Source organism: Kocuria salsicia (assembly GCF_039532055.1).
Classification (GTDB): Bacteria; Actinomycetota; Actinomycetes; order Actinomycetales; family Micrococcaceae; genus Kocuria; species Kocuria salsicia.
In genome coordinates this window covers 758,984-784,015 of the sequence record NZ_BAAARF010000003.1, presented here as the reverse complement: position 1 = coordinate 784,015, position 25,032 = coordinate 758,984, and the positions used below count along the sequence as shown (strand labels likewise).

Annotated in this window: 26 protein-coding genes; 9 read left to right on the top strand and 17 right to left on the bottom strand. The window is 68.7% G+C overall.

Annotated features, from left to right (window positions below; translation table 11 throughout):
• Nucleotides 1-44: 44 nt before the first annotated feature.
• Complete coding sequence (locus tag ABD264_RS03485) at nt 45-4,139, bottom strand: FtsK/SpoIIIE domain-containing protein (protein ID WP_344204253.1); 4,095 nt, start codon at nt 4,137-4,139, stop codon at nt 45-47.
• Nucleotides 4,140-4,719: 580 nt separating this feature from the next.
• On the opposite strand from ABD264_RS03485, the gene ABD264_RS03480 reads away from it, so the two are divergent.
• The 5 genes from ABD264_RS03480 to ABD264_RS03460 all read left to right on the top strand — a co-directional run bounded on the left by ABD264_RS03480 (nt 4,720) and on the right by ABD264_RS03460 (nt 11,297).
• Entirely contained in the window at nt 4,720-5,901 is a 1,182-nt protein-coding gene (locus ABD264_RS03480) for a glycosyltransferase family 4 protein (RefSeq protein ID WP_055082157.1), read from the top strand.
• A gap of 292 nt (nt 5,902-6,193) precedes the next feature.
• Nucleotides 6,194-7,381 carry a UDP-galactopyranose mutase gene (gene glf, locus ABD264_RS03475; protein WP_344204250.1) on the top strand — a complete coding sequence of 396 codons (1,188 nt, stop codon included), beginning with the start codon at nt 6,194-6,196 and terminating at the stop codon, nt 7,379-7,381.
• Nucleotides 7,378-9,399: a glycosyltransferase gene (locus ABD264_RS03470; RefSeq protein WP_144942143.1), complete on the top strand. Its 2,022-nt coding sequence runs from the start codon at nt 7,378-7,380 to the stop codon at nt 9,397-9,399. The genes glf and ABD264_RS03470 overlap by 4 nt, the downstream gene beginning before the upstream one ends.
• Before the next feature lie 95 nt (nt 9,400-9,494).
• Nucleotides 9,495-10,367, top strand: coding sequence for an ABC transporter permease (locus ABD264_RS03465; RefSeq protein WP_055082150.1), 873 nt, complete (start codon nt 9,495-9,497; stop codon nt 10,365-10,367).
• Nucleotides 10,368-10,370: 3 nt separating this feature from the next.
• On the top strand, nt 10,371-11,297 hold the full coding sequence (locus ABD264_RS03460; protein WP_303104938.1) for an ABC transporter ATP-binding protein: 927 nt from the start codon (nt 10,371-10,373) through the stop codon (nt 11,295-11,297).
• 80 nt (nt 11,298-11,377) lie between these two features.
• Here the strand turns inward: ABD264_RS03460 and ABD264_RS03455 are convergent, their stop codons facing one another.
• Nucleotides 11,378-13,414, bottom strand: coding sequence for a DUF6541 family protein (locus ABD264_RS03455; protein WP_303104936.1), 2,037 nt, complete (start codon nt 13,412-13,414; stop codon nt 11,378-11,380).
• 127 nt (nt 13,415-13,541) lie between these two features.
• Between ABD264_RS03455 and ABD264_RS03450 the strand changes: the two genes are divergently transcribed.
• From ABD264_RS03450 to ABD264_RS03435, 4 genes are all read left to right on the top strand, one after another.
• Entirely contained in the window at nt 13,542-14,216 is a 675-nt protein-coding gene (locus ABD264_RS03450) for a glycosyltransferase family 2 protein (RefSeq protein ID WP_126874448.1), read from the top strand.
• A 12-nt stretch (nt 14,217-14,228) separates the two neighbouring features.
• A complete protein-coding gene (locus ABD264_RS03445; RefSeq protein WP_055085486.1) occupies nt 14,229-14,744 on the top strand; it encodes a DUF2304 domain-containing protein in 516 nt (171 codons plus the stop codon).
• 306 nt (nt 14,745-15,050) lie between these two features.
• Complete coding sequence (locus tag ABD264_RS03440; RefSeq protein ID WP_290500406.1) at nt 15,051-15,338, top strand: hypothetical protein; 288 nt, start codon at nt 15,051-15,053, stop codon at nt 15,336-15,338.
• A 67-nt stretch (nt 15,339-15,405) separates the two neighbouring features.
• Nucleotides 15,406-16,089, top strand: a complete 684-nt coding sequence (locus ABD264_RS03435; protein ID WP_344204239.1) for a hypothetical protein — start codon at nt 15,406-15,408, stop codon at nt 16,087-16,089.
• Nucleotides 16,090-16,173: 84 nt separating this feature from the next.
• Here ABD264_RS03435 and ABD264_RS03430 read toward each other — a convergent pair whose 3' ends face one another.
• The 15 genes from ABD264_RS03430 to ABD264_RS03360 all read right to left on the bottom strand — a co-directional run bounded on the left by ABD264_RS03430 (nt 16,174) and on the right by ABD264_RS03360 (nt 25,022).
• Nucleotides 16,174-16,317, bottom strand: coding sequence for a hypothetical protein (locus ABD264_RS03430; protein WP_170221131.1), 144 nt, complete (start codon nt 16,315-16,317; stop codon nt 16,174-16,176).
• Nucleotides 16,318-16,719: 402 nt separating this feature from the next.
• Nucleotides 16,720-17,112: a hypothetical protein gene (locus tag ABD264_RS03425; RefSeq protein ID WP_344204232.1), complete on the bottom strand. Its 393-nt coding sequence runs from the start codon at nt 17,110-17,112 to the stop codon at nt 16,720-16,722.
• Between the two features lie 88 nt (nt 17,113-17,200).
• The gene (locus ABD264_RS03420) at nt 17,201-17,329 is read right to left on the bottom strand and encodes a hypothetical protein (RefSeq protein ID WP_344204229.1); all 129 of its coding nucleotides are present in this window, start codon (nt 17,327-17,329) and stop codon (nt 17,201-17,203) included.
• A 10-nt stretch (nt 17,330-17,339) separates the two neighbouring features.
• On the bottom strand, nt 17,340-17,972 hold the full coding sequence (locus ABD264_RS03415) for a recombinase family protein (protein ID WP_344204226.1): 633 nt from the start codon (nt 17,970-17,972) through the stop codon (nt 17,340-17,342).
• A gap of 27 nt (nt 17,973-17,999) precedes the next feature.
• The gene (locus tag ABD264_RS03410; RefSeq protein ID WP_344204223.1) at nt 18,000-18,176 is read right to left on the bottom strand and encodes a hypothetical protein; all 177 of its coding nucleotides are present in this window, start codon (nt 18,174-18,176) and stop codon (nt 18,000-18,002) included.
• 78 nt (nt 18,177-18,254) lie between these two features.
• Nucleotides 18,255-18,956 carry a hypothetical protein gene (locus ABD264_RS03405; RefSeq protein ID WP_344204220.1) on the bottom strand — a complete coding sequence of 234 codons (702 nt, stop codon included), beginning with the start codon at nt 18,954-18,956 and terminating at the stop codon, nt 18,255-18,257.
• Nucleotides 18,940-19,332 carry a hypothetical protein gene (locus tag ABD264_RS03400; protein ID WP_344204217.1) on the bottom strand — a complete coding sequence of 131 codons (393 nt, stop codon included), beginning with the start codon at nt 19,330-19,332 and terminating at the stop codon, nt 18,940-18,942. The genes ABD264_RS03405 and ABD264_RS03400 overlap by 17 nt, the downstream gene beginning before the upstream one ends.
• Nucleotides 19,316-19,486: a ribbon-helix-helix domain-containing protein gene (locus ABD264_RS03395; RefSeq protein ID WP_289929132.1), complete on the bottom strand. Its 171-nt coding sequence runs from the start codon at nt 19,484-19,486 to the stop codon at nt 19,316-19,318. Before ABD264_RS03395 ends, ABD264_RS03400 begins: the two co-directional genes overlap by 17 nt.
• On the bottom strand, nt 19,483-19,698 hold the full coding sequence (locus ABD264_RS03390; protein ID WP_344204211.1) for a hypothetical protein: 216 nt from the start codon (nt 19,696-19,698) through the stop codon (nt 19,483-19,485). The genes ABD264_RS03395 and ABD264_RS03390 overlap by 4 nt, the downstream gene beginning before the upstream one ends.
• Before the next feature lie 516 nt (nt 19,699-20,214).
• Nucleotides 20,215-20,391: a hypothetical protein gene (locus tag ABD264_RS03385; protein WP_344204208.1), complete on the bottom strand. Its 177-nt coding sequence runs from the start codon at nt 20,389-20,391 to the stop codon at nt 20,215-20,217.
• Nucleotides 20,384-20,518: a hypothetical protein gene (locus ABD264_RS03380; RefSeq protein ID WP_344204205.1), complete on the bottom strand. Its 135-nt coding sequence runs from the start codon at nt 20,516-20,518 to the stop codon at nt 20,384-20,386. The genes ABD264_RS03385 and ABD264_RS03380 overlap by 8 nt, the downstream gene beginning before the upstream one ends.
• Before the next feature lie 213 nt (nt 20,519-20,731).
• Complete coding sequence (locus tag ABD264_RS03375) at nt 20,732-21,805, bottom strand: AAA family ATPase (RefSeq protein WP_344204202.1); 1,074 nt, start codon at nt 21,803-21,805, stop codon at nt 20,732-20,734.
• Nucleotides 21,802-22,719, bottom strand: a complete 918-nt coding sequence (locus ABD264_RS03370; protein ID WP_344204199.1) for a bifunctional DNA primase/polymerase — start codon at nt 22,717-22,719, stop codon at nt 21,802-21,804. Before ABD264_RS03370 ends, ABD264_RS03375 begins: the two co-directional genes overlap by 4 nt.
• Nucleotides 22,716-22,871, bottom strand: a complete 156-nt coding sequence (locus ABD264_RS03365) for a hypothetical protein (protein WP_186321545.1) — start codon at nt 22,869-22,871, stop codon at nt 22,716-22,718. Before ABD264_RS03365 ends, ABD264_RS03370 begins: the two co-directional genes overlap by 4 nt.
• 765 nt (nt 22,872-23,636) lie before the next feature.
• Complete coding sequence (locus ABD264_RS03360; RefSeq protein WP_344204194.1) at nt 23,637-25,022, bottom strand: recombinase family protein; 1,386 nt, start codon at nt 25,020-25,022, stop codon at nt 23,637-23,639.
• Nucleotides 25,023-25,032: the final 10 nt, after the last annotated feature.

Below are 25,032 nucleotides of genomic sequence, written 5' to 3'. Positions count from 1 at the left end.
TGAAACCATCCCGTACGGCTGACCCCGTCGGCTCCGCCGCGGGCTCACGCACCGCTCCCCCCAGACGGACGCGGCACGGGTGCCGGGCTCTGCAGCAGCTCGACGAGACCGCGGTGCACCCAGAATGCCCTGCCCGCTGGGCCGCCCAGGGGCTGTCCCGTGAGCGGTGCTCCGAACAGGTCGCCGTCGAACGCGCGGCGGGGCCGGAGCAGGAGAGCATCCGCGCGGTGCCGCCACGAGAGCAGGGGCGGGAACGTGGATGTCAGCGAGTCGCTCAGGTGCACGGAGAGCACCAGGCGCGGGCCCGGTCGGCTCCCGGGTGGGCCCTGCGCCTCCCCGTCCGGCCGCTCGGAATCCGCCCGGCCGAAATCCTCCCGCGCGGAAACCCGCGGCTCCCACGCCGCCGCCAGGGCACGAATCGCCTCGATGGGCAGGGCGTCAGCGTCGTCGATCACGATGGTCACAGGGCGGGGGATCGCGCGGGCTTGCCGCAGGAGGGTCTCCACCTCCGCCGTCGTCCTGGGTAATGCCCGCACGACGCGATGGCTTGGGGTCAGCGCGGTGGGCCCGGTGTCCGCAGCGGCTCCGAGCCCGTTCGCAGTGCAGGCGGAGCCTGCTCGCGACCCCGCAGTGGTCCGCGTGGTCGCCGTTTCCACGACCCTCGGTGTGGTTCTCTCGCACTCCGACAGGCGTTCGGCGGCGCCGTCGAGGAACGTGGTGCGTCCAGAACGGGCGGGTCCGGCCACCACGAGGGTGGCGCCCGGCCCCCACGGGTGCACGACGACCTCGCCGTGCCGGGAGACGCCCAGGAGCAGGCCCGGGACGGCACGCGCGGGCGGCTGCCACGCCTCGGGCAGGGGGAAGGAACGGGGCCAGGCGTCGATCCCCGCTGACGCGAACGCGGGAACCGGTGACGGGCGTGACCCGGGACCGGGAAGTGGTGCGGTGCCGACCGCGAGCTGCACGACTGCCGAACCGTCCGTCGGCTGGGTGGTGCCCGGAGTGGTGCACCGGGCAGCACCCGGCCCGAAGTAGGCCGCGCGCAGGGCGTGGTGGGCCATCGGTGGCAGGCGCGGCCACTGCAGCAGGGCTTCCGGGGCCTGACCCACCGGGAAGTAGAGACGGCATGATCCCAGCTGCGCGGATCGCCCAGCGAGCAGCGCCCTGTCGCCGGCGACGAGGGCGGAGAGCCCGCGTGCAGGACCCACGGCCACGAGTGCCAGCAGCTCGTCCTCGAGGTGCGACCACGCCCCTGAGCGGAGGATCTGGCTGCAGCGGTCCCAGTCGTCGACGGCCAGGACTGCCCGCGGTGGTTTCTCCCCGGCTGCCGCCCCGGTCCGGTCGAGAGCCTCTCGCAGACGCTCGAGCAGATGTGCCAGGTCCGCGGGCCGGTCAGCCCGAGCCCAACCGCGCAGCGCCCCGTGCCGGGGCAAGCCCTCCGCGCTCGCGAGACCAGGGACCTCCGTGCCGGTCGCTGTCACGAGGTAGACCACGGGTGCCTGGTTTCCTCCGCCGGTTCGCGAGGTGAGGGCGCTTGCCGTGAGATCCGACGACGCCGCTGCCGCACCCGTACCCGCGTCCGCGCAGCGCCGGGCGAGCGCGGAAAACGGCTCACGCACCACGGACGGCCGGCCGATCAACAGCAGTGGTCCGTCCGCCCACGGTTCCCACGTGGACCGCCCGCACCAGTGTTCGGCCGGGTTCTCCCCGGGGCCGAGGTCCACGCCGGTGCCCTCGTGCTCCACAGTTCGGGCAGTGCGGGGCAGGGGCAGCGGTACCGCCAGCGACGCGGGGTCCGGTTCCACGGGACCCGCCCACGCCGCGCGGATGTCGGCCACTGCGGCGTCGACGCCCTGCACGGTGTGGTCTGAATGGCCGCCGTCGACCGCCGCTGTCTGCATCGGGCGGTGCAGGGAATGGAAGTGCATCGTCAGCGGTGCGGGTGCCGGTGGAGACATGCGGGTGGCCACGGCGCACTGCACAGCCACCGGGCTGCCGTCGCCGCGGTGCAGGAACCCGCGCCCAGGGATGGCGGGGATGCCCGCGGCGGCGGACGTCCCGAGCACGTCCATCGACTCCTGCTCCGTGCGCACCCGCAGGCACAGTGCCTGGGTGACGTTGGCGCGGACGTCCGCGGGCAGTGCCCCCTGGGGCCGCTGGGTGGCGAGCACCAGGTGGACGCCGAGGGAGCGGCCCACCGCGGCGATCACGGCCAGCTGCTCGGCGGCGTGCGGGAACGAGTCCGTGAGCATCTTGGCCTCGTCCACCACGACCACGAGCTCCCGGACCACCGGGTCCGGGCCAGCGTGCTCAAGCGCCTGGGCCATGTCCACGAATCCGCACCGGGCGAGGACCCGCTCGCGGCGCTGCAGCTCCGAGCGCAGGAAGGCCAGCGCACGTCGTACCTCGTCGGGGCCGAGATCGGTGAGCAGCGTGGTGGGGTGCGGCAGCGCCGTCAGGGGCGCGAGGGCCGCGCCTCCCTTGAAGTCAACCATTACGAACTCGAGACGACCGGGAGGGGCGGCCGCCGCGAGCCCCAGGATGAGCGTGCGCAGCACCTCCGATTTGCCGCACCCCGTGGTGCCGGCGATCAACAGGTGAGGGTTCTCGTCGTCGAGACCGATCCTCTCTGCCCCCGTGCCAGAGACCCCGATCGCGGTGCTCAGGCGCAGTGAGGTGGTGCCGGGCGCTCGCGGTTGGGCGCGGTTGTCGGGAACGTGCCCCGGTGCGTCGTCGCGCAGGAGCTCGTGCGTGCCCAGCAACCGGGGGAGAGAACGGTCCCCAGCAGTCCCGGCGCGCCCCACCGCACGCTTCCAGGTTCCCAGGGCCCGCGCCGCGGTCTCCCGTGCCACGGTGTCGGCCAAGAACTCCACGGTGACGCGCTGCTCTGCCGCGCACAGACCGGGGACCGCGGTGTCCACCGGGGTCGTGAGGCGGTACCGCGCACCGTGGGACGTGAGGAGGGCTGCCGTTGCATCCGGACGGCCCCCGCGCGCCACGACCACCCGCACCGCGTCCGGCCCCGGTGGCGATGCCCCCGCGTCCTGCGGGGTCAGGACTTCGAGCGTCGTGAGGGACGGCGGGTCGGGTTCCGTGGCCCGCGTGGACGCGGGTCTCGGACCTGGCTGCACGACGTCGTGGTCAAGCGGGGGATGCCACGAGATCCCCGGGGAGAGAACGAGGCCGTGCAGGGCCTGCGGACCGGTGAACAGCTGAAGCACCAGGGAGTCGAGGACACCGCGCAGCCGTTGCCCGTTCAGCTGGATGGTGAGCGAGGGGACGGCGGCGAGGTCCAGGAGCACGGGAGCGCGGCGGTGGCTCACACTCGCGAGCGGTGTGCCGCGTTCTCTCGTGAGCTGCGCCGCTCGCGGCCCGTGACCAAGCCGCACCCAGCGGGAGTGGCGTGCGGAAGGGGGTGCGGCGTGCCCGTTCGAGGGCTGAAGCGGGACGTGGAGTCCCTGGCGCGTGGCAGGGTCTCCTTGCAGCGCGTCGCACCGCTCCACGACCTCCGCGGACGACGGTGCGGCGTGGGCACTGCGGCGCAGGTCCCGGTCGAGCGCGGCGGCCACCCGGTGCCGGTGCTCCTGGCGGGCGCCCCGTTCCGAGGCCCATCCCGCGAGCGAGGTGGCCGCGCCGAGTGCGCTGAACAGGAGGAAGAACCACCAGCCGGTGGCCACGGCGATGCCGATGCCCGCCACGAGCGGCAGCAGGCCGGTCACCAGGGCGATCCGGCCAGCGTGCCGGCCCGGGTGCTCCAGCCGAAGAGGGCGCGACGGATCGGCCTCCTGCGCCGAGAAACCCGGCGGGGGCAGCGTCGGATCGGGCCAGCAGGTCTGCGCCACCACATCCCGGGGGAACATGCACCGGGCCCAGGACTCGTGCTCACCGTCGGACACGCGCACCCGGTCCCCGTGGGAGAGCACGGTCCCGCGGGGGAGAAGCCGCAGACCGGAGCCGTCCATGACGAGCGTTGTGCGGCGCGAGCCGTCCGTGGCACCGGTGTCGGTGGGTGGAACCGGGAGCAGCCGGGGAACGCCGTCGAGCAGCTCGAGCCGGAACCGGCCCCGCTGCAGCGGGAGCCTCAGCCCGACGGCGTCGCCCTCGACGACGACGAGGTGAGCGACGTTTTCGGACGCCACCGTGGAGGGCCCGTTGCGGCACGCCGTCCGCTCGGAGCCGGCGGGGGATTCTGGGGTGCCGGGATGGCCGGTCCCGGGATGCCCTTCACCTCGAGGGGGCGCAGCATGCGCCGAGTCCGCAGGATGCGGCCCGGAACCTGCCTCGCAGCACGGGGGATCCGCTCGTGCGCCCGTCAGCTTGCCCTCACCATCAGCGGGGCCCGCGGCCCGCAGGACGATCGTGGCGCCGTCGTCCAGGGGCGGGTGCCCCACCCGCGTCAGCTCCAGAGGGACCCCGTCCACGCTGGCTTCGTGACCTGGACCGAGGTGCCGGAGCAGTTCCCGGGCGAGCTCCTGCCCGCTCGTGTCGGCGGGCGCCGAGAGGGACACGGTGTGGAAATCCTGGGACCCGTGCCAGACCAGGCGGAGGGAGAGCTGCATGGGTCCACTGCAGTCGACCCGAGATCAACGGGGGTGGCGCCCCGACGTCCTTGGGGAGGCACAGGACCCACGAGGCTGCCCTGCGGATCGGGGGAGGGCGCTCGCCGTGCACCCACCACAGGGGCGCAACCCCGCGGTGAATCATGAGACAGTAATGCCCATGAGACCCCGCAAGGTTGTCATCGTCAGCCGCATCTTCCTCCCCGAACCGGCCGCTGCCTCCTTCCGCCTCGCCGCTCTCGCCAGGGGCTTCGCTGCCGAGGGCGCGGACGTCACGGTGCTGACCACCCGGCCGCCGCGCTCTATGGCTGCCGTGCGCGTGGACGAACCGTACGAGATCGTGCGCGTGCCCGTGCTGCGGGACAAGGAGGACTACGTCAGGGGCGTCGCCCAGTACCTGAGCTTCGACATTCAGGCCTTCACCCGTCTGCTGGTGATGGACGCGGACATCGTGGTGAGCGAGCCGCCGCCCACCACGGGCGTGGCCGTGTGGCTCGCAAGCGCGCTGCGTCGTCGGCCGTACATCTGGTACAACCCGGACGTCTGGACCTCCGCGACGCTGAACATGGACGTTCCCGGATTCGTCACGCAGGGGATGCGCGTGGCGGAGACGATCGCCGCCCGGCGCGCTGGCGGCGTCATCACCGTCTCCGAGTCCATGGGCGAGGAGCTCCACCGTGTGACCGGCGCCCGCTGGGACAGGATGTTCGTGGCGGAGAACGGGATCGACACGGACACCTTCACGGCGGACGGGCCCACCGAAGCTGTGCCCGGGCCCTATTTCGTCTACGCCGGCTCCATCTCGGAGTGGCAGGGCATGGACATCTTCATCGAGGCGCTGGCGCAGATCCTGCCCGAGCACCCGGACGTCACGCTCCAGGTGCTGGGTCGGGGCTCCGACCTCACGCGGGTGCAGGAGATCGCACAGCGGCTCGCCCCGCAGAACGTGGTCTTCCACGGCGTCCAGAGTCCGGCTCGCACCGCGGCCTTCACTCGCGGGGCGGTCGCCGCCCTCGCCTCGGTGATCCCGCACACCGGTTACGACTTCTCGAAGCCCACCAAGCTCTACGCGGCCGCCGCGTGCGGCACACCCTCCATCTACGCCGGGGTGGGGGTAGGGGCACGCCTGGTCGAGGAGAACGACCTGGGAACCCCCGTGGAGTTCACGCCCGACGCCGTGGCACAGGCCATGCGGCGAGCGCTCGGGGATGCTCGGTCCGGAGACAGAGCGGCGCAGCGCGAGCGCCGCAGCCGGTGGGCACGGGAGCACGCCTCCCTGGGGGCCTCTGGACGCGCCGCCGCCCGGTGGGTGCTCAGCGGTTTCCAGGAGTCGGGCCACTGAGCCGCGGGAGTCAGCCGGGCGGCATGTTGGGCGCCCGGTGCGCACCCGTCTGGACGACGACGTCGCGACGCGGGACGACGCCGCGGCCCACGGCCGTGCCGACGCCGGGGCGATGTCCTGGCACTGGGCGGCATCGCCCCGGGAAGTCTCGGGCGGCCCCGCGACCTGGGGTGATGCCGGGCACTCGGCACGCCACGGCCAGCGGGTCACACAGGGCCCTCGTGGCCTGGTCCGGTATTTTTAGCGCAGACGATGTGCGTGCATGGAACGTGGAAGAGGGTAGGAGAGACAGATGAACACTGATCTTGTGGTGGTGGGCTCGGGGCTTTTCGGTCTCACCGTGGCCGAACGGGCCGCGCGCGAGCTGGGTCTGAAGGTCACGATGATCGACCGGCGGCCGCACCTGGGCGGCAACGCCTACAGCGAGAACGAGGAGCGCACGGGCATCGAGGTGCACCGCTACGGCGCCCACCTCTTCCACACCTCCAACGAGCGCGTGTGGGAGTACGTGAACCGCTTCACCCAGTTCACCAACTACGTGCACCGCGTCTACACCCGCCACCAGGGCGAGGTGTACCCCATGCCCATCAACCTGGGCACGATCAACCAGTTCTTCCGGGCCGCCTACTCTCCCGGTGAGGCACGCGAGCTGATCCGCGAGCAGGCGGGCGAGCTGGCGGGCACGGACCCTCAGAACCTCAACGACAAGGGCATCCAGCTGATCGGCCGCCCCCTGTACGAGGCGTTCATCAAGCACTACACGGGCAAGCAGTGGCAGACGGATCCCAAGGACCTGCCCGCCTCCATCATCTCCCGGCTTCCGGTGCGCTACACGTACGACAACCGCTACTTCAACGACACCCACGAGGGTCTTCCGGTGGACGGCTACACCGCGTGGCTCGAGCGCATGGCGGACCACCCGAACATCGACGTCCGGCTGGAGACCGATTTCTTCGACAACTCCCAGGAGTTCTCGAAGGACAACGTTGTGGGTCAGGTCCCGGTGGTCTACACCGGTCCCGTGGACCGCTACTTCGACTACGCCGAGGGCGACCTCTCCTGGCGCACCATCGACCTGGAGGAGGAGGTGCTCGACATGGAGGACTTCCAGGGCACGTCGGTGATGAACTACCCGGACGAGGACGTCCCGTTCACCCGCATCCACGAGTTCCGCCACTTCCACCCGGAGCGGGACTACACGAGGGACGCCACGGTGATCATGCGCGAGTTCTCCCGTTTTGCTGAGAAGGGCGACGAGCCCTACTACCCCGTGAACACGTCCGAGGACCGTGAGAAGCTGTTCGCCTACCGAGACCTCGCCAACGGTGAGTCCTCCGTGCTGTTCGGCGGACGCCTGGGCACGTACAAGTACTTGGACATGCACATGGCCATCGGCTCCGCGCTGTCCATGGTGGACAACAAGATCGCACCGCACTTCACGTCCGGTGCACCCCTGACCAGTGGAGGAGTGGACGCGTGAGCGCCGATAACGCCCAGAAGACAGAGCAGTCGGCCGACGGGAACCACGAGTACCTGGCGAAGATCAACACCCAGCCGAGCACGCAGACGGATCTGCGAGAGGTGGCCCGCGTGATTTTCCCCGCCGACAAGGACCTCGACGCGCTGCCGCTGTACATCGACGGGCCCATCAACAGGGAGGGCCCGTCCTCCGCCGGCTCGGACACCGCCAACCAGCACCCGGACGACATCATCTCCCGGCGCTCGGTGCGCATCCGCGCGGGCCGCCGGGTGTCCTTCGGCTCCTACTTCAACGCGTTCCCAGCCTCGTACTGGCGCCGCTGGACCGTGGCGGACTCGGTGGTGCTGCGTGTGCGCACCACGGGTGCGGGCTCTCTGATCGTCTACCGCAGCAACGCCCGGGGTGTCTCCCAGCGCGTCGAGGACCGCCGCGTCAGCGGGGAGACCACCTGCGAGTTCGAGCTCACGCTCGCACCGTTCGGCGACGGCGGGTGGTACTGGTTCGACTTGATCTCCGACGAGGAGGGCATGGTCCTAGACGAGGCCTCGTGGCTGGTGCCCTCCCAGGGCCGTCCCGTGGGGCGGGTGACGCTCGGCGTGACCACGTTCAATCGGCCGGACTACTGCGTGAACACCATCAAGACCATCGCGAACGCGGACGGCCTGGACGAGGTCCTGGACGAGCTGATCATCGTGGACCAGGGCAACAAGCTGGTGCAGGACGAGCCGGACTTCGCGGAGGCGCAGAAGGCCATGGGCGGGAAGCTGCGCATGATCCGCCAGGGCAACATGGGCGGTTCCGGCGGCTTCGCCCGCAACATGTACGAGGTCGTGGAGGGGCGGCAGGGTCCGGACGGCGTCGAGAAGTCCGATTACGTGCTGATCCTGGACGACGACATCCTGCTGGAGTCCGAGGGCGTGCTGCGCGCGGCTGCTTTCGCGGACATGTGCCACACGCCGTCGATCGTGGGCGGGCACATGTTCGACATGTACAACAAGCCGCTGCTCAACGCGTACGCGGAGGTCGTGAACTCCTACCGCTTCCTGTGGGGTCCCATCGACGGCCTCGGCGCCGTGGACTTTGCCGAGCGTGGTCTGCGCTCCCGGCCCAGGCTGCACCGCCGCTGGGACGCCGACTACAACGGCTGGTGGATGTGCCTCATTCCGAGGGTGATTCTCGAGGAGATCGGGCTGTCGCTGCCGGTGTTCATCAAGTGGGACGACTCCGAGTACTCCCTGCGCGCCAAGGCCGCGGGCTACCCGACCATCTCCCTCCCGGGCGTTGCGGTGTGGCACGTGTCCTGGGCGGACAAGGACGACGCCGTGGACTGGCAGGCGTACTTCCACGAGCGCAACCGCCTCATCGCGGCACTGCTGCACTCGCCCTTCTCCAAGGGCGGGCGCATGCTGCGCGAGTCCATGACCACGGAGACAAAGCACGTGGTGTCCATGCAGTACTACCCGGCCAGGTCGGTGCTGCTGGCCATCCAGGACGTTCTGGACGGCCCGGACCGCCTGCACGAGATGCTGCCCAACCGCATGCCGCAGATCCGGGGCATGAAGGACAAGTACTCCGACGGTCGCGTGGTCAAGGACCTCTCCCAGCTGCCCCCGGTGCGGCGCGCCAAGCCGCCCAAGCGCATGGAGGCTCCCAAGTCGCCCACCAAGGCCCAGCTCATCCCGTGGGCGCTGCGCACCGTGCTCAAGCAGACGCTGCGCCCGGTGCGTGAGATGGCCAGGGAGTACCCGGAGGCCACCGTCGCCCACATGGACGGGCACTGGTCCTACCTGGCGACCCTCGACTCCGCGATCGTCTCCAACGCGGACGGCACGGGTGCCTCCTGGTATCGCCGGGACCCTGCGCAGGTGCGTGAGCTGATGGCGGAGAGCACCAAGCTGCACGCCGAGCTGCTGTCCCGGTGGGACGAGCTGAGCGAGCAGTACCGGGCTGCGCTGCCGGAGATCACCTCCCCTCAGGCCTGGGCCCGCACGTTCGCGGAGAACGGGCCCGCACAGTAGTTCCCTCCCGCCCGACGCCGCACGCCTGAGCAGGCGTGCGGCGTCGGCGTGTATTCCGGTCACGGCGCGTGAGGCGCGCCAGGAAAGGACGGCAGATGCCAAACGAAGCCCCCGCCACTCAGCTGCGGCCACCCGGGCAGGACCGCGGCCTGAGGGACGTGTTCGCCAACCGGTTCCTGCTCAGGCTGATCGTGGACAAGGAGATCCAGATCCGGTACCGAGGCACGGTGCTCGGACTTCTGTGGTCCTACCTCAAACCGGGAGTGCAGTTCCTGGTGTTCTACATCGCCATGGGCGTGTTCCTGGACCTCAACAGGGGGATCGAGAACTTCGCCGTGTACCTGTTCTCCGGGATCGTGGTGATGAACCTCTTTGGGGAGGTCTTCGGCAACGCGTCCCGCTCGGTCGTGGCCAACGGCGGACTGCTGAAGAAGATCTACCTGCCGCGGCAGCTGTTCCCCGTCTCCAACCTGCTCGTGGCCTTCATCCACTTCGTGCCGCAGCTGGTCATCCTGCTGCTCGCGTGCTTCGTCACAGGGTGGCACCCGGGGATCAAGCAGCTGCTCGCGGTGTTCGTGGGAACCGCGATCATCGCGGTGTTCTCCCTGGCCCTGGGCATGCTGTTCACCACGTTCAACGTGTTCTTCCGGGATGCCGAGAACATCGTGGACCTCATCATCATGGTCTCCACGTGGGCCTCCCCGGTGCTCTACCTGTGGACCATGGTGCACGAGAAGCTGTGGGACTGGGTGTACTACGTGTACATGCTCAACCCGCTCACGGTGGCGGTGGAGCTGTTCCACTACGGTTTCTGGTTCCCCACCACGGACTCTCCGCAGACGTGGCACATCCCGCCGCACCTGCTCACGGGGTGGACCCCGTTGGCCATCGTGACCAGTCTGATCGTCTTCTTCGTGGCGGACCGGTTGTTCCGGGCCCACGAGGGCAACTTCGCCCAGGAGCTGTGAACCATGTCCAGTGCAGTCAACGAGAACACACCGGGTCGCACGGACGCGGACCTCGCCATCCGGGTGAGCCACATGACCAAGGAGTTCGTGCTGCGCCACACGCGCTCCATGAAAGAGGCCTTCGTCTGGCTCGTGAAGGGCCGCAAGGGGGACCTGACCGCCAAGTTCACGGCACTCAACGACGTCTCCTTCGACATCCACGACGGCGAGACGGTCGCGCTGCTGGGCTTCAACGGCTCGGGCAAGTCCACCACGCTGAAGATGATCTCCGGTGTGATGAACCCGGATTCGGGTGAGATCCTCACGCGCGAGAAGGTGGCCGGCCTGATTGAGGTGGGTGCAGGCTTCCACCCGGACCTCACGGGCCGGGACAACGTCTACCTCAACGGCGCGATCCTGGGTATGACCAAGGAGGAGATCGACGAGAAGTTCGACGACATCGTGGCCTTCTCCGAGATCGCCGAGTTCATCGACACCGAGGTGAAGTTCTACAGCTCGGGCATGTACCTGCGGCTCGCGTTCTCCGTGGCCATCCACACGGATCCCGAGGTGTTCCTGGTGGACGAGATCCTCTCGGTGGGTGACGAGCCCTTCCAGAAGAAGTGCATCGGCCGCATCAAGGACCTGGTGCGACGCGGCAAGACCCTGGTGGTGGTCTCCCACGACCTCAACCTGGTGATGGACATCTGCGAGCGCGGCATCGTGATGGACCACGGCACCAAGGTCTTCGACGGCAGCGTGCACGGCGCGGTCGCCCACATGCGCAACCAGCCGGAGGAGGACGTTCGCCGGGAGCACGAGGAGGGCTTGGCCCGGGCGCTGGCGGACAAGCGCCACAAGCGGGAGTGGCAGGCGCGCGAGGCTGCCGAGCGCGGCGAGGAGTTCGTGCCCCAGTACGATCCCGACCTGGACGGGCCCCTGCCGGGCTGAGCTCGGCACTGTTTCGGACCGGATGACGACGGCGCCGCGAGAGACCATCTCTCGCGGCGCCGTCGTCATCCGGTCCAGGGTCAGTCGCCGCAGCCGGTGATCTTGTAGAGCTTGGCCTCGGGGCCGGTCTGGGCCAAGAGCTCGAAGCCCCTGTCAGGGGTGAGCTGGTCGTAGCCGCGCGTGTCGAAGTAGGCGAAGGGGTTCACCTGCCGGGTTCCGAAGTCCAGGACGTACTGCACGTTGTGCTTGTGCAGCGCGGGGCAGACCTCCGGGTCCGTGGTCAGTTCGTCGAGGTGGTGCGCGATCACGGAGGCCTCCCGGTCCGCGACGAGGCCGTTGTGGGGGAACAGCACCTTGACGTCGGAGACGGCGTAGGCCTGGGAGGTGCCCGTGAGGGGGTTGCCGAAGACCACGGCGTCCTGCGGCACGTACTCGGGAAGCTGCTCCAGCAGCTGCTCCTCGGCGGGGTCGAGCAGCGCGTACGGGTGGGCGCCGCCGCCGGCGTAGAGCGACTTGCCGTAGTTAACGACGTCCGTCATGGGCTCCGTCTGCACGGCCTGCCACCCCAGGACCACGGCCAGGAGGCCGCCCACCACGGCCGCGGTGCGGGTGCGCATCAGGGGACGCGTACGCTCGGCGGCCCGGCGGACGGCGGGAGAGGTCCCGGAGCGCTGGGAGAGCTTCAGGACGAAGGTGCGCACGTGCGTGACTACCCAGTGCAGCACAGCGAGCGCGCCGGCCACGGAGAGGGGAACGGCCATGACGGGGATGAGCGCGAGCAGTCGATTGGAGTCGTTGTACCAGACCCCGGTCCAGTCGTAGCGCAGCGGGAAGTTCCGGGAGGAGGCCACCAGGACGTAGAGCCACATCAGCAGGACCCACGCACCCACCAGCCAGCGAGAGGTGTGGCGCAGCAGGGCCGCGGCGCCGAGGAGCACCAGGACCATGAGCACCCAGGGGGCGTGCGGCGCGCCGGGGTAGACGGTGGCGAGCGCTTCACCCACGGCCTGGGGCTGGGTCGCGTGCGGCTTCCACGAGGAGGAGTCCCAGGAGGCCCGCGCGGAGAACCAGATCTGCTGCAGCACCAGGAGCATCGCCACCAGGGCGAGGGCGCCGAGCAGCTTGCGCCACCAGGCCCGCGGGGAGCGCAGCACCCGCCACCACAGGGTGAGCAGCATGATCCACAGCAGCGCGAGACCCAGCACCACGGTGGAGGGGTGGGCCAGTCCCATGGCCCCCGTGACCGCCAGGACGGTGATCCACAGGGCGAGCTTGGACCGGAGGTAGGGGCCCCGGGAGAGACCGAGCGCGTCCGTGAGCAGACCCAGCCATAGGGGCAGGAACGCGATGGACATGGCGTTCGGGAACAGGTTGCCGTAGAAGCTCAGCAGGTAGGGGAAGGCGGGGAAGCTGGAGGCCATGAGCCCGGTGGCCACGGCCACGGCAGGGCGGGAGCCCAGCACCCGCGTGGTGAAGTACAGGCAGCCCAGCACCCACACGACCCCGCACACCAGCATGGTCATCGCGTTGGCGGCCAGGGCCACGGGTAGGTGGCCCACCGCGGTCACGAAGGCCACGGAGTTGTGCCAGGCCGCGGGGTAGAACGAGGGGTCCGTGACGCCGAGCCCGCCGATCGTCAGCGAGGACGCGGTGCCGGTGTCCTCGATGTAGCGCACGGCGTTGTAGTGGAAGTTCGCGTCGTAGGTCTGGGAGAGGGCATCGGGGACCTGGAGGATCAGGTAGAGCCTCTGCACCACGATCCCGACGCCGAGAACCGCCCCGCACCAGATGCCCACCGTGGGGGCGGTGATCCGCTCCCGCCACGGGACGGTGCCCGCCCACGGAGCCGCGGCGACGCGGCGTCTTGCGGGGATCATGACAAGCCACAGCAGCACCGCCACTCCTGCGAACGCCGCCGTGACGGTGAGGGGGTTCCACGGCACGCCGAGCATCCCGTAGACCACCGCGGAGGCGCTGAACCCCGCCACGGACAGGGGGACCACGCTCGCCCACCGCGCCAGGCCGCGCAGCCCCAGGGCCACGCTCAGCAGCGCGCCGGGCAGGACCATGAGGACGGCCACCAGGGTGTAGGGGGGAAGTGCTTCAAGCCAGCTCAAGGGATCCAGGGCTCCAGACGGGGAAGGCGGGAGGGTCTGTGGGAAGTTTAGTGGACCGCCCGGCGCCCACCCCCGCGACCTGCGGGCCCCGCCTGCGCGCCGGAGGTCCCCAGCCGACTGTGGAACAATGAGGGGTGTGAGTCGAGCCTGGATAGTGATGCCCGTGTACAACGAGGCCCAAGTGGTGGGAGAGGTCCTGGAGAACCTCCGCAAGACCTTCCCGCACGTGGTCTGCGTGGACGACGGCTCCCGGGACGACTCCGCGCAGATCTGTCGGGACGCAGGGGCCGTGGTGGTCCAGCACCCCATCAACCTGGGGCAGGGTGCGGCGTTGCAGACGGGTTTCGAGTACGCGCTGCAGGATCCGGAGATGGACTGCGTGGTGACGTTCGACTCGGACGGCCAGCACCGCGTGATCGATGCGTACGACATGGTTCAGCGCATCCGCAGCGGCGAGGCCGAGGTGGTCCTGGGGTCGCGGTTCCTTGACGACCGCACACAGGTGTCCTCCTTGAAGCGACTCGTGCTGCGCACGGCGGCGTTCGTGTCCAAGTTCACGAGCGGCATGGACCTTTCGGACGCGCACAACGGCCTGCGGGCCATCAACCGGGACACGCTCGGCAAGCTGCACCTGAAGCAGAACCGCATGGCGCACGCCTCCGAGATCGTGAACCGGTTCGCGGAGATCCAGCCCAATTGGGTGGAGCACCCCGTGGAGATCATCTACACGGACTACTCGCGCGGCAAGGGCCAGTCCCTGCTCAACGGCGTGAACATCCTGGCCGAACTGTTCGTGAAGTAACGGGGCACTGCAATGACCATCGTGGTTCAGATCGTTCTCATCCTGGGCGTGGCCTACGGCGCGCTCACCCTGGTGCGCGGCGGCGCCAACGCCAAGCACCAGGCCATCCGCCGTCTGGGAGCGGTCGCCTTCTTCCTCTTCGCCGCCGTCTCGATCCTCGTGCCGGACCTGGTCACGCAGGTGGCCCGCCTGCTGGGGATCGGCCGTGGCACGGACCTCGTGCTCTACGCGCTCGTGGTGCTGTTCATGGTCTCCCAGTACAGCGCCGCCCAGCGCCGCCGCGTCGAGGAGGTCAACATCACGCGACTCGCCCGGCACATCGCCATTGCCGAGGCCGAGAAGCCGTGGGAGCCCGACGGCGCCCACACCGAGCGCGCCTCCGTGCTCACCTTCGCAGCGGCCTCCCCGCTGCAGCGCCCCGCCGAGGCACCCCACGTGGGGCCCGCGGGCCCGGACGTGTCCGTCGAGCGTCCCGCCACCGCTGCCCCCGGCGACGACGCCGCTCGCGGGGGTTCCACGGCCGTCTGACCTTCCGCACGTGCTCCACTGTGGTTCGGAGCACCGCGCATCACCCTGCCTTCGGCAGTCCCCGTCTTGTGGCCGGAGGGGCAAGGTGTTCCCGTCCCCTCCGACCAAAGCGTGATGAGTGTCACTTTGCATGAGGATGCATTCTGCGTCCGAGCATGACGCGTCGTGCTGCGGGCATCGGCGCAGGTCATGACGGGTTATCCACAGATCGGGCCCCCGGCCGTGTTCGCGGCCGGAAATTTCCCCTAGCGTTCCCTCCAGAGTTAACCAGCCAGTAACGGGTTCGGGGAAACCCCAGGGGGAGCCATGGCCACCGTTGCCGAGGACGCGATCGGACTGATCGAGGCGGACGTCCGCGAACAGATCCGGCGTACCGGGCTGGACCCGTTGCACGAGGTCGAGCCCACGCGCCGGATCGTGGCCGCGGTCGTGGCCGAGTACGACGTCCGCTCCGCGCAGGCCGGGCTGCCCCGGATCCAGGACCTGGAGGCCGCGCGCAAGACCGTGCTGGACCTCGTCGCGGGCTACGGGCCGCTGCAGCCGTACCTGGACGATCCCGAGGTCGAGGAGATCTGGCTCAACGGTCCTGCGTAAAACGGGTTTAGGTTTCTTGGTGTCAGGAGGTCACAACGACCTCACCGGAATCAAGAAAGGCACCACCATGAACACCACCGCACCCAAAATGCCCACCCCCTCCGAGATCAAAGCCTGGCCCAAGTTCAAAACCTGGACCCTCGGCACCACCCCCGGGCCCACCAGCCACCTGCACCAGGCCTGGAACGGCGACTACCTCTGGATTTACGGGGGGATGCTCTATGACTCCACCAGTCACACCATCTCGGCCTACTCCATGAAGGACGCCACGGACCGCGAGCGAACTGCCGTGAGCCGCGCCCTCGAGGCCCGCCACCGCCAATGGTTCCAGGGTGACGGAGAAACCACCCGCGACAAGATCCTCAGCGACGAGAACTGGCAGCCCGTGAACGGCCGGGAAGGGGTCTACGTGGTCGCCCTCGCCCGTGCGTGCCCCTTCGGCGGACCAGACACGGGAATGGAGCCCGGCGCCGCCAGTGAGATCGGCGAAGACGACGGCCACTTCGGGACGATGCTGGACACCGACGTGGACGGCCTGGACGGCGAGCGCAAGGAGTCCGAGTTCATCCTTACCCGGGTGTGGTCCCCGGAACACGGGGTGCAGCTCGCGGTGAGGATCGAGGACCGGAAAGTGGACGGCCCCGGGCACCCAGTGAACAACCTGGTGGCGTTCCACCAGCGCCTCGGGGAAGAGATCGAACGCCTGCTGCAGGATCACCCGGAGCAGGCCGGGTACTGGTCCGGGGAGTAGCCAAGTAACAGGGGACACCAGGGGATAAGAGAGCGGCCCTCAGCGTCATGCTGGGGGCCGCTTCTTCATGGGTCGAGGGTGGTTCTACAGACCAGACGTAACGCCGGCGTACTTCCCGTCCGGCAGACGGCCGGTAGCGATCATCACGCCGTCCGCGGTGTACATGGCCACGAGGTCAATGTTCTTCGCCTGCGGGGTGCCAGTCAGAGACTGGATCCTTGATTGCATGACACTGGGGGCGTAGTTCTCCGTCGCCGTAGCGCCTTGATTAGTGCGGAGTCGGATGATGTAGTCGTCTCCCTCCATCCCCTCTGACTCGACAATGGAGACGCCCTGCGATTCGTCCTCGGCAGCGTCTGTCTCTGCGGGTGCCGCGGGAGCTTCTACTGCGCCTGTGGGTGCGGTTTCGGGGGTCTCAGCTTCGGCGGGTGGTGCGGTCTCCATAGCCTGCGCTTCGGTGGTCTCGGCTGCTTCCGGGGTGGGCGTGAACGACTCAGCAGACGGAGTGGCCGTGACAGTGACGGTCGCCGTGGGTGCCGGGTCCTGCTGGGTGCCGCACCCGGTGAGAGCGAGGGCTGCGGCGGTGAGGGTCAAAGGGATGGTGTAACGGCGCATGGGGGTGCTCCAGGGCTAGTTTCGGGTGGGGTCTTTGAGGTGCTGCTCGAGCTTGTACGCCCCGCCCCAGTACAGGGTCTTCACGCCCACTTCGCCGCGCTCGCCGATGGTGATGACCTCGATGCGGGTGAAAGCCCGCGGGAACCACCACCCCAGGGCCAGGACCACAAGGACCGCGAAGAACCGGAGGACCAGGAAAGCGAGGACGACCACGGCGACGACCCACAACGCGTGAACGGTCAAGGCCACTGGCCATGCCGCCGTAAGGGGTTGCCCGGTTCGTACGTAAGCCTTGAACGGGCGGGTGGCGAGCAACTCGGACTTCCCCGTGGATGTCCGCTTAGTGATCTCCTGGGTGAGGATCTGCTCCCGCTGCTCAGCCGGCAACGTGTAGGGGACCGCGCTCATGAGGTGTCCTTAGCACTGGGGGTTGCTTCCGCTAAGTATTCCCGCCCCAGAGCCTGATACAGGTTGGGGCGGGAATGTTACCTGGGGGTCAGTGCGCGCCCCGCAGCTCACGGGTACCGTGCCGGTTTGCCGCCCGGCGCTCCCGCTGAGCCAAGAACCGCTCCAGTTCGGCCTTGATGACCGCCGCGTCCTGGGCGGTGTTCGCCGAGACCTGCACGTAGATGCTCTTACCGGCTCAGTACCTGCCGCACGGTGGACGCGTGCCAGGTGCGCCCGGTGGCGGTGGGGATGCTCTCATCGTTGAGGGCCGCGGCGATCTTGGCGTAGGACAGACCAGCGGCGCGCTCGCGGTGGATCCGGTCCACAGTGGCCTGGGGGAGCGCAGACGGGCGGCCCATGTGCTTGCCGGTGGTGGCCTTGATCTTGGCCATGCCGTCACGGGTCCGTTCGGCGATCTTCTTCCGCTCCATCTCCGCGAACGTGCAGGTGACCTGTGCCATGGCGGCGCCGGTGATGGTGGACGTGTCGATCCCCAGGTCCAGGCAGATCAGCGCCCAGTGTTGACGCGTGGCGGTCTCGAGCAGACCGGCGAAGTCTGCGACGGAGCGGGAGAGCCGGTCGAGCTTGGACACGGCGAGCGCGTCGGCCTTCCCGGCTTTGAGGTCCGCGAGGGCCTGGGCGAGCACGGGGCGGTTCTTGAGGGTCTTGGCGCTCGCGGCGTTCTCGCGTCTCAGGTCCAGCTCCCAGCCCAGCCGGTCCGCTTCGGCCTGTAGGGCGGCAATCTGCACCTCGGGGCCGATGTCCTGTTTATTGGTGGACACGCGGACGTAGCCGATGACGCGGAGCTGGGGGGTGGTCATGCCCTAACCATACACAAAGGGAACCCTTTATGTATGGTTTGTGCGGTAGCCCATCACGAAACCCTCCACACCGGCGCGGGTTGCCCGGTCCACCGGGTCCGCATCATCGGCAGGCAGCGCGGCCAGCATGTCCGCGAGCGCGTCCACCGTCCGGTCCGCCTCGTCCGGGGTCATGCCCGCGAACGTCTCCCTCAGATCGTCCATGCCCTCATCCTCTCAACCTCTCGGTGGGTGGGTCCTGTCCTAAACCCGCCCACCGGGGTGTCTGCCCTGCTGCTGGTCCTACGCGGCGGCGTCTGGGGTTGGTTCCGGTGTGCACCGCCGCTGGTCCTCACGCGCCGCTTCGACCCCGGCCTCCACAGCACGCGCCTGCCACGACACGGGTACCTCCTGACCGGCGGACCGCGCACGGGCACGCTCAATACCCACATCCTCGAACACCCGGTCCGCCAGCTCGCGCAGGTCACGGGCGAGGCGGTAAGGATCTGCTGGGTCCGGGTAGCCGATACCGTCGAGCTTGAACAGGGTGGGGGACTTCACCCCGTCGGGCGCCGCGTTGCCGGGACCGTAGAACGGGATTTCGCCGTGCTCCGCAAGGACCGCGGACCGCATCTCGGACCATGCGTCGGAGGCCGCGTAGGCGCGCCGCAAAAGGTCCTCCATGGCCGTGCGCACCTCGGCGGTACTGAGGTCCGCCTGGGTGGCTTTCGCGGCCTCTACGAGCTCACGGTGGCGGGCTCGGGCCTTCTCCTCGTCCACGGTGGACTGTTCGGCGTTGACGGCCGTCTGGGCGCGCTGGACCCGTTTGGATTTGATCGCAAGGTCACCTTGGGTGCCAGCCAGTTCCAGAGGGTCAACGTCCTCCCCGGACACTGCCCGATCCTCGAGGGCGGCGAACGCTGCAGCGGCGGTCTGGTGTGCCTGGGTGGCCTGTTCGAGGGTGGTCTGGGCTTCTCGCAGTCGTCGTTCAGCTCTGGTGCTCATTGTTCTTCTTTCTCGGGGTGGGGTAACGGGCGTCATGCTTCAGCCACGTTTTCGCGGTGGTGGCCTGTGTGGCCTTGTGGAGGGTTTCGAGGTCCGGGCGGCGGTACATGGCGCCGTTGACCAAAAACACGGTTGTGCTGGGCCGCCCCAGGTCCACTAGGGGCACCCCGGACAGACCCTCGGGGTCCGCCCCTCCCGCGAACGGGGGGAAGGCGCCGCACTCGGTGAGGACCCTGGCGCGGAGTTCGTCCCATGTGGCGATGTCTCGGACGCCTTCCCGGAAGTAGTCCTCAATGGCCTTGATGAGGGGCATCCCGTAGGACCCGAACCGGCGCATGCCCTCCACCGCGGCCACGAGGTCAGGGTTGGGCGTCATGGGTGGTGCCGCCCAGGGGACGCAGGTAGTCGGCTACGGCGAGCCGGATGAACCCTGCACGGCTGGTGCCGGTCAGCGAGCGCAGGGTGTCCACCCGGCGGACCATGTCCGGCGGCATGGCCACCACGAGGCGCTGCAGGTGGGGCGTGCTCACAGGCCCACCTCGTCCGCCCACTTGTCGAACGCGATGTCTTCGGCGGACTTGGCGTGGTAGTTCCGGGAAACCGAGAGCGCGCACTCGATAGCGGTCTCAGCGACCCGCGCACTGTTCCCGCGCTCGCCGAACTTGAGGGTGGTCAGTTCCGTCCAGAGGGCCCGTCCGAACTTCTCGAAGTCCGGCGGGTTCTGGGGGTCGAGCTTGGCCATGTGGCCCTCCTGGTGGTCGTGCCCCGGGGCTGGGTGCCCCTGGGCGGTGATACCAATGTGGGGTCAAAACGATGCCGAAAGGTGGACGGCGGGCAATGTCACCGGGCGCTCGCAGGCCGGCGTTTCCGCCGTTTCCCGGGCACTGGGCCACTCATAGCCGTAAACCGTTCCTGGGCCAGCAGCAGGCGCCGTCGCAGGTCCGGGAGCGCGTGTTGGGGGATGAACACGACCCCGGTACCGCCGTCGAGGCCGTTCAGGGACCCGCGGCGGGTGAGCCGGGCGCGGACCTCGTGCGGGTCCGCAGGGGCGAAATCGGTAAGTCCATTGCGCGAAAGTTTTTGCCCCTCCGCGGTCTCCTGAGGGCTTCCAGACGCCAGTCCTGTGCGCGCCATTACGGGGGTCCCACGTCCGGGGGAACGGGCCCTTCGGGGGCGGGGTCCGCCGGGGGCTGGGCCAGGGTAGTGGGGTCCTGTGGCCGCGGTTTGTTACTGTCCTGTGCGTTGCTCTGGTGGGTGTTCATGGGGTGTCCTTCCGGTGCTGGTGGAGCTGGAGTCGTAGCTGACGGTTGAGGTGCTGCAGGCGCATGTTCCGGGCATCCAGGGCCCGCACGAGGTCTTGCAGGTCGGCCTTGGTCCGGGCGTTGGTGAGCATGCCCTCGACGCGGCGGCGGTGGTAGTCCTCGAGGTCACCCATGGGAGGGGTCCACGTCCCTGAGCGCGGCCATGATCGCGGGTTTCGCCCATTCGGGGCGGATCTGCTGGAGGATCCCGGCGAGCGCCTCGGCCTGGGGTGCGGTGAGTGCTACTGGCTTGTGGTCCATCTGAGTCTCTCTTCCGTCCACGTGTGGGCCGGGACCACTCGTTTCCCCCTCTTTAGAGAGGGGGGAAAACGTGTGGTGGTCCGGGCGTGTGGTGCGTGTGGTAAACCGTGTGGTTCCTGACTAGGGGAAACGTTCAGAACGTGTGGTGCGTGGGTCCGCGTGTGGTCCCTGAGCGGACACACACCCGTGTGGTGCCCCGTGTGGCGCGTGTGGTCACGATTCACCATCCGTGTGAAGGGTCGGATCGGTGTTGATCGGGGTCCGGGGTGCGGTCCATCTCGAGACATCACGGTTGCGGTCATCCGTGATGTGCGTTTCCACCAGCAGCCCCTGCTTGGTGTAAGCCTTAATGCGCCGCCGGACCTTTTCCCTCTGCGCCTGACTGATCTCGTCCCCGTAGATAGCTTGGGCCGCCATGGTCACCGTGAGCCCTCCCCGGGCGCGGGCCAGTTCCACAAGGTCCACCTCTCCCTGGACGGTGGAAATACCGGCCTGGTGGTCGTGGAGGACTTCGAACGGGCCAACCTCCTCCATCACGGGCTTGAGCTGGGTGAGCTGCACGACCGGGTCACCGGCTTCGCCCCACAGCCCGATCACGGAACCGGCACCGGAGGTGAGCCAGGTGGACCCGTACACGTCCGAGAGCTTGTCCTGCTTTCCGCCCTGCGAGGTCGCCTTCCGCTGGTGGTGTAGCTCGATGATGTCCACACCGCCCGCGAGCGCGGTCTGTCGGGCCCTGTTGTACCCCGACCCCACGGCATCATCGGAGAGCCCCACCGCGGCATCCTTGAGGGAGTCCACGACCACCACGTCGGCGCCAGCTAGTTGGGCCAACTCGAGCAGGATGCCCGTCTTCTGAGCGAGGTCGTGCGGAGGAGGGCCCGGCCAGATGGTCAGCCGCTGGTCCACGCGCTCGCGGTCCGCCGGCCGGAAGTGGCGCCCCAGGGACCTGGCAATCTGTCGAGGCCGGTCCATGGCGAGGTACAGGACCTTCTCTGCGGGGGCCACGGTGTAGCCCAGGACGTTGTCCTGCAGCCCAAGTAGCCCGCGGACGACTTGCCCTGTGAGGGTGGTCTTGCCGACTCCTGGGGGTCCGCACAGCATGAGTGCCTCACCCTTGGCCCAGAGGATCTGTTCACCGTCTCCCCAGCGGGCGGGGATCTCTTCGGGCTGATCGAAGATGAACGCGCCGCCACTGACGTACCGCTCGTCGTGGTGCTCTCCGACTTCCTCTGAGAGCTCGGCGCTCGCAGACTGGATCATGTCTTCGAATGGGTGGTCGGTCATGCGGCTGCGCCCCCTTGGGTGCTGGCGCTTCTTGGGGCAGCGGCGGATCGGATAGTTCGGATAGCTTCGGCCCGGGGGAGACCGGCGGTTTCGGCTGCGTGGAGCAGAGCAATGGAGTAGTCCCGGGTGAACAGCCCGTCCTGCGCGAGTTGCCATGCCGCCCAGTTCAGCGTCGAGTTCCGTTGCCCCTCGGGTGCTTCGGCCACGGTGCGGATTAGGCCGCGGACCCGGCGTTCGACCTGCGAACGTGGCCCGGGGATGACCTGCGGCGTTCGCCGTTGTGTGGCCGCTGGGGTGGGCTTCTGCGGCTCGAGCAGCGCCCGGAGCCACTGGGGGAGCGGCGCGATGTTTCCAGGCCCTCCCACGGGCTTGTACGCCCCGTTGGGCAGGGTGGTGCCGGGTGCGCAGACGTACCCGCCCGCGGCCCGCACATCAACCTGCCAGCCGAGCTTCCCGGCGCTGTTGCGGATCCTGGAGCCCAGGGGTGCCCGGTAGTAGAAGTGCAGCCCACCGGAGGGGGTTTCCACGGTCATGGTGTCGAACAGCGGCGCCCGGGTGTGCCGGGCCCACAAGTCCGCGAACACGTCCAGGCCGTTGGTGATCCCCGGGCGGTCCCACTCCCGTGGGGGAGTCCCGCCGTGGTTGTCGCAGTCCACGACCACGAGCCCGGAGGGTCCGCACGCGATGCCGACACCGGCACCGGCTGGCCAGTTGTCCAGGAGGCTGGGTGCGGTGGTGGCTTTCTGCTCCCACCCGGTCACCATGGGGCGCTTCTCGCCGGGTACGAGCGGGAACACCCGGATGCCGTGCGCTGCGAGCGCGTAAAGGTGATCGCGGGTAGACTGGTGGTGGTTCGGAAGATCGTTCTTAGGGGCCCCCTGGTTGCCCGCCGGGGGGTTTCTTCTTGCCGTCATGCTGCTGCACCCCCGCGGGTCTCTACGGGGCGCAGGAGCCCGGCGAGCGTGGCCCGCTGGGCATCCGTGAGGGGTGGGGCCTCGGCGATGATGCGGGCCACGTAGGCGTCCAGGTCCAGCGCCCCGAACTGCGCTCGGATCACGGCGCTCATGCGACCACCTGCTTAGCGCGCCGGGCGGCCGCGGACTTGCGGCCCATCTCCACGTAGAATTCGCGCCGGGCCTCTGCTGCGAGGCGCTCGCGGTCCTCAGGATCCATGTATCCGTTCGGGTCCACTATCTTCAAGAACCGATCCCAGTTCGCCCTCCGCCCATTGGCTGTTCTTGCAGCGCGATCGGTGGTGAGATCCCATGATCGGCGGACCAGGACTCGGGCGGCCTCGGACGTTTCGGGGTGTGCGTGGATAGACGGCTCTGGGTACGCTTGAGCCGTCAGGTGGGAGCCTGACATTTGGAAACCTCTTCCGAAGGTTTTCAGTGCGGGTCCGGTGTTGGTAGCACCGGACCCGCAACTCTGTTCGATTGTGCTCCGAGTCTAGGCACCGATGACGGTGACGTTAGACGTTCTGGTGGCTCTGGAGAGTGCCGCACGGATTCGTACATGCGGGCTCCGCTGTGGATGGACTGTGGATGGACTGTGGATAACGGAAGCGTCTGTGTGGTTTGGGGTGGCTGGGTGTTTTCCACCATGCATTCCTTGTGATTCCGGCCCTCGAGGGCGGGACACGCCTAATATTTTCGTGGGTCGAAGTGGGGGAAAACATCCCCGGCCTTTCCAACCCTCGGGCCGTCTTGGGCGGGGCGCCCGCCTGAGGACTTCTTGACGGCGTCGGCAACATTGCCGGATTTTACTTGATTGGTGGACCCCAGCCCGGGCCTGAGTGCTTCAGGGAAATCTCCCAAGGTGACCGGAAGTGCTAACTTTTCCAGCTGATCTTCACGGATTCGGGGTCTCGTCCCCGCCCCGGACCCACGGGCAGGATGGTCACCGTCATCAGGGTGTCCACGATCTCTCGCTTCACCAGCAGGGTGGCGTCCTCCCAGCGGGCCACCGCATCTTCACCAGCTATCGCGGCCGCGGCGCTCGCCGGTGTCAGGTCCGCCAACTGGGCCCGGGTCTTGTCCAGCTGGGGGCGGACCCCGGCGGTGATCCTGGACAGCTGCTCACCAGTGATCGTGCCTGCCGTGAACAGATCCGCAGCCTCTGACAGCTTCGCCTCCAAGGTGGCGGCCTGCGAGCGCAGATCGTCCCCCCGGGCTGGATCCATCGTGGGCAGCGTCTCGAGCACGTCAGGGCGTTGCAGGCGCCCCAGGATCGCGCCCTCCACCACGGCGTCCACCAGGCCCATGGAGCGGGCCACACGGGTGCAGTCTCGGCACCCGTAGGAGGGCATGCCGTCACGGCCTCTGCTCTTCAGGTAGCGCATCTTCCCACCGCACCGGCCGCACTCGGCGATCCCGGTTAGCAGGTAGGCGGGGGTGGTGCCGTGGTGCACTCGGCGCCCCGGGTCTGCCAGGAGCGCCCGTACCCGGTGCAACTCGTCCTCGGTGATGAGCGGTTCGATCACGTCGGAGGGGAACAGCTCACCCTTGTGCTCGCGGAGCCCGGCGTTCGCGGCCCGCCGGAGGGTCTGCCGGACCGTGCCAGTCCTCCATCCGTTGCCCCGCTGGGTGGGTAACCCCTCCGTGTTCCAACGCAGGGCGATGGACCGGACCGATTCACCGGCAAGCAGTCGTGATACCCCGTCGCGGATCTGCTCCGCCTCGGGCGCATACGCCACGTCACGGCTCCCTGCGCGGCGTCCCTGGTCGTCGTAGACCCGGCGCCACCCGAACGGGCACAGTCCATTAGGGAGGCCCTGCTCAGCCCGTTCACGCTGCTTACGGCGGATACGTCGCGCCATCTGGTCCGTCTCATGCCGCGCCACACTGCCCTTGATGCGTGCCGTCATCCTTCCCTGTGGGGTTGCAAGGTCGATCTCCCCGCCGATGGACACCAGCGCGATGTTGTGGGCGTCGGCGAGGTCGATCACGTCTTCGAGCTCGCGGGGGGTGCGGGTGAGCCGGTCCACGTCCCACACAATGAGCGCGCCGGCGGTCCCGTTGGCGAGGTCCCGGAGCATCTGCTGGTACTGGGGGCGGACCTTCGCCCGGGTGGCGGAGGTGTCGTTCTCCACGTACTCATGGACCACGGTCCACCCGCGGGCGCTCGCGGCCTGCCGACAGTCCTCGAGCTGACGGTTCACACCCAGGTTTGTGCCCTCAGCGTCACGGCTGATGCGGGCGTAGATGACAGCGTCCATGTAAGAGATT

Coding starts and splice junctions, on each gene's coding strand:
- ABD264_RS03480 (WP_055082157.1), top strand. CDS start 4,720: ATGAGACCCCGCAAGGTTGTCATCGTCAGCCGCATCTTCCTCCCCGAA.
- glf (WP_344204250.1), top strand. CDS start 6,194: ATGAACACTGATCTTGTGGTGGTGGGCTCGGGGCTTTTCGGTCTCACC.
- ABD264_RS03465 (WP_055082150.1), top strand. CDS start 9,495: ATGCCAAACGAAGCCCCCGCCACTCAGCTGCGGCCACCCGGGCAGGAC.
- ABD264_RS03460 (WP_303104938.1), top strand. CDS start 10,371: ATGTCCAGTGCAGTCAACGAGAACACACCGGGTCGCACGGACGCGGAC.
- ABD264_RS03450 (WP_126874448.1), top strand. CDS start 13,542: ATGAGGGGTGTGAGTCGAGCCTGGATAGTGATGCCCGTGTACAACGAG.
- ABD264_RS03445 (WP_055085486.1), top strand. CDS start 14,229: ATGACCATCGTGGTTCAGATCGTTCTCATCCTGGGCGTGGCCTACGGC.
- ABD264_RS03440 (WP_290500406.1), top strand. CDS start 15,051: ATGGCCACCGTTGCCGAGGACGCGATCGGACTGATCGAGGCGGACGTC.
- ABD264_RS03435 (WP_344204239.1), top strand. CDS start 15,406: ATGAACACCACCGCACCCAAAATGCCCACCCCCTCCGAGATCAAAGCC.
- ABD264_RS03430 (WP_170221131.1), bottom strand. CDS start 16,317: ATGCAATCAAGGATCCAGTCTCTGACTGGCACCCCGCAGGCGAAGAAC.
- ABD264_RS03425 (WP_344204232.1), bottom strand. CDS start 17,112: ATGAGCGCGGTCCCCTACACGTTGCCGGCTGAGCAGCGGGAGCAGATC.
- ABD264_RS03415 (WP_344204226.1), bottom strand. CDS start 17,972: ATGACCACCCCCCAGCTCCGCGTCATCGGCTACGTCCGCGTGTCCACC.
- ABD264_RS03410 (WP_344204223.1), bottom strand. CDS start 18,176: ATGGACGATCTGAGGGAGACGTTCGCGGGCATGACCCCGGACGAGGCG.
- ABD264_RS03405 (WP_344204220.1), bottom strand. CDS start 18,956: ATGAGCACCAGAGCTGAACGACGACTGCGAGAAGCCCAGACCACCCTC.
- ABD264_RS03400 (WP_344204217.1), bottom strand. CDS start 19,332: ATGACGCCCAACCCTGACCTCGTGGCCGCGGTGGAGGGCATGCGCCGG.
- ABD264_RS03390 (WP_344204211.1), bottom strand. CDS start 19,698: ATGGCCAAGCTCGACCCCCAGAACCCGCCGGACTTCGAGAAGTTCGGA.
- ABD264_RS03385 (WP_344204208.1), bottom strand. CDS start 20,391: ATGGGTGACCTCGAGGACTACCACCGCCGCCGCGTCGAGGGCATGCTC.
- ABD264_RS03380 (WP_344204205.1), bottom strand. CDS start 20,518: ATGGACCACAAGCCAGTAGCACTCACCGCACCCCAGGCCGAGGCGCTC.
- ABD264_RS03375 (WP_344204202.1), bottom strand. CDS start 21,805: ATGACCGACCACCCATTCGAAGACATGATCCAGTCTGCGAGCGCCGAG.
- ABD264_RS03370 (WP_344204199.1), bottom strand. CDS start 22,719: ATGACGGCAAGAAGAAACCCCCCGGCGGGCAACCAGGGGGCCCCTAAG.
- ABD264_RS03365 (WP_186321545.1), bottom strand. CDS start 22,871: ATGAGCGCCGTGATCCGAGCGCAGTTCGGGGCGCTGGACCTGGACGCC.
- ABD264_RS03360 (WP_344204194.1), bottom strand. CDS start 25,022: ATGGACGCTGTCATCTACGCCCGCATCAGCCGTGACGCTGAGGGCACA.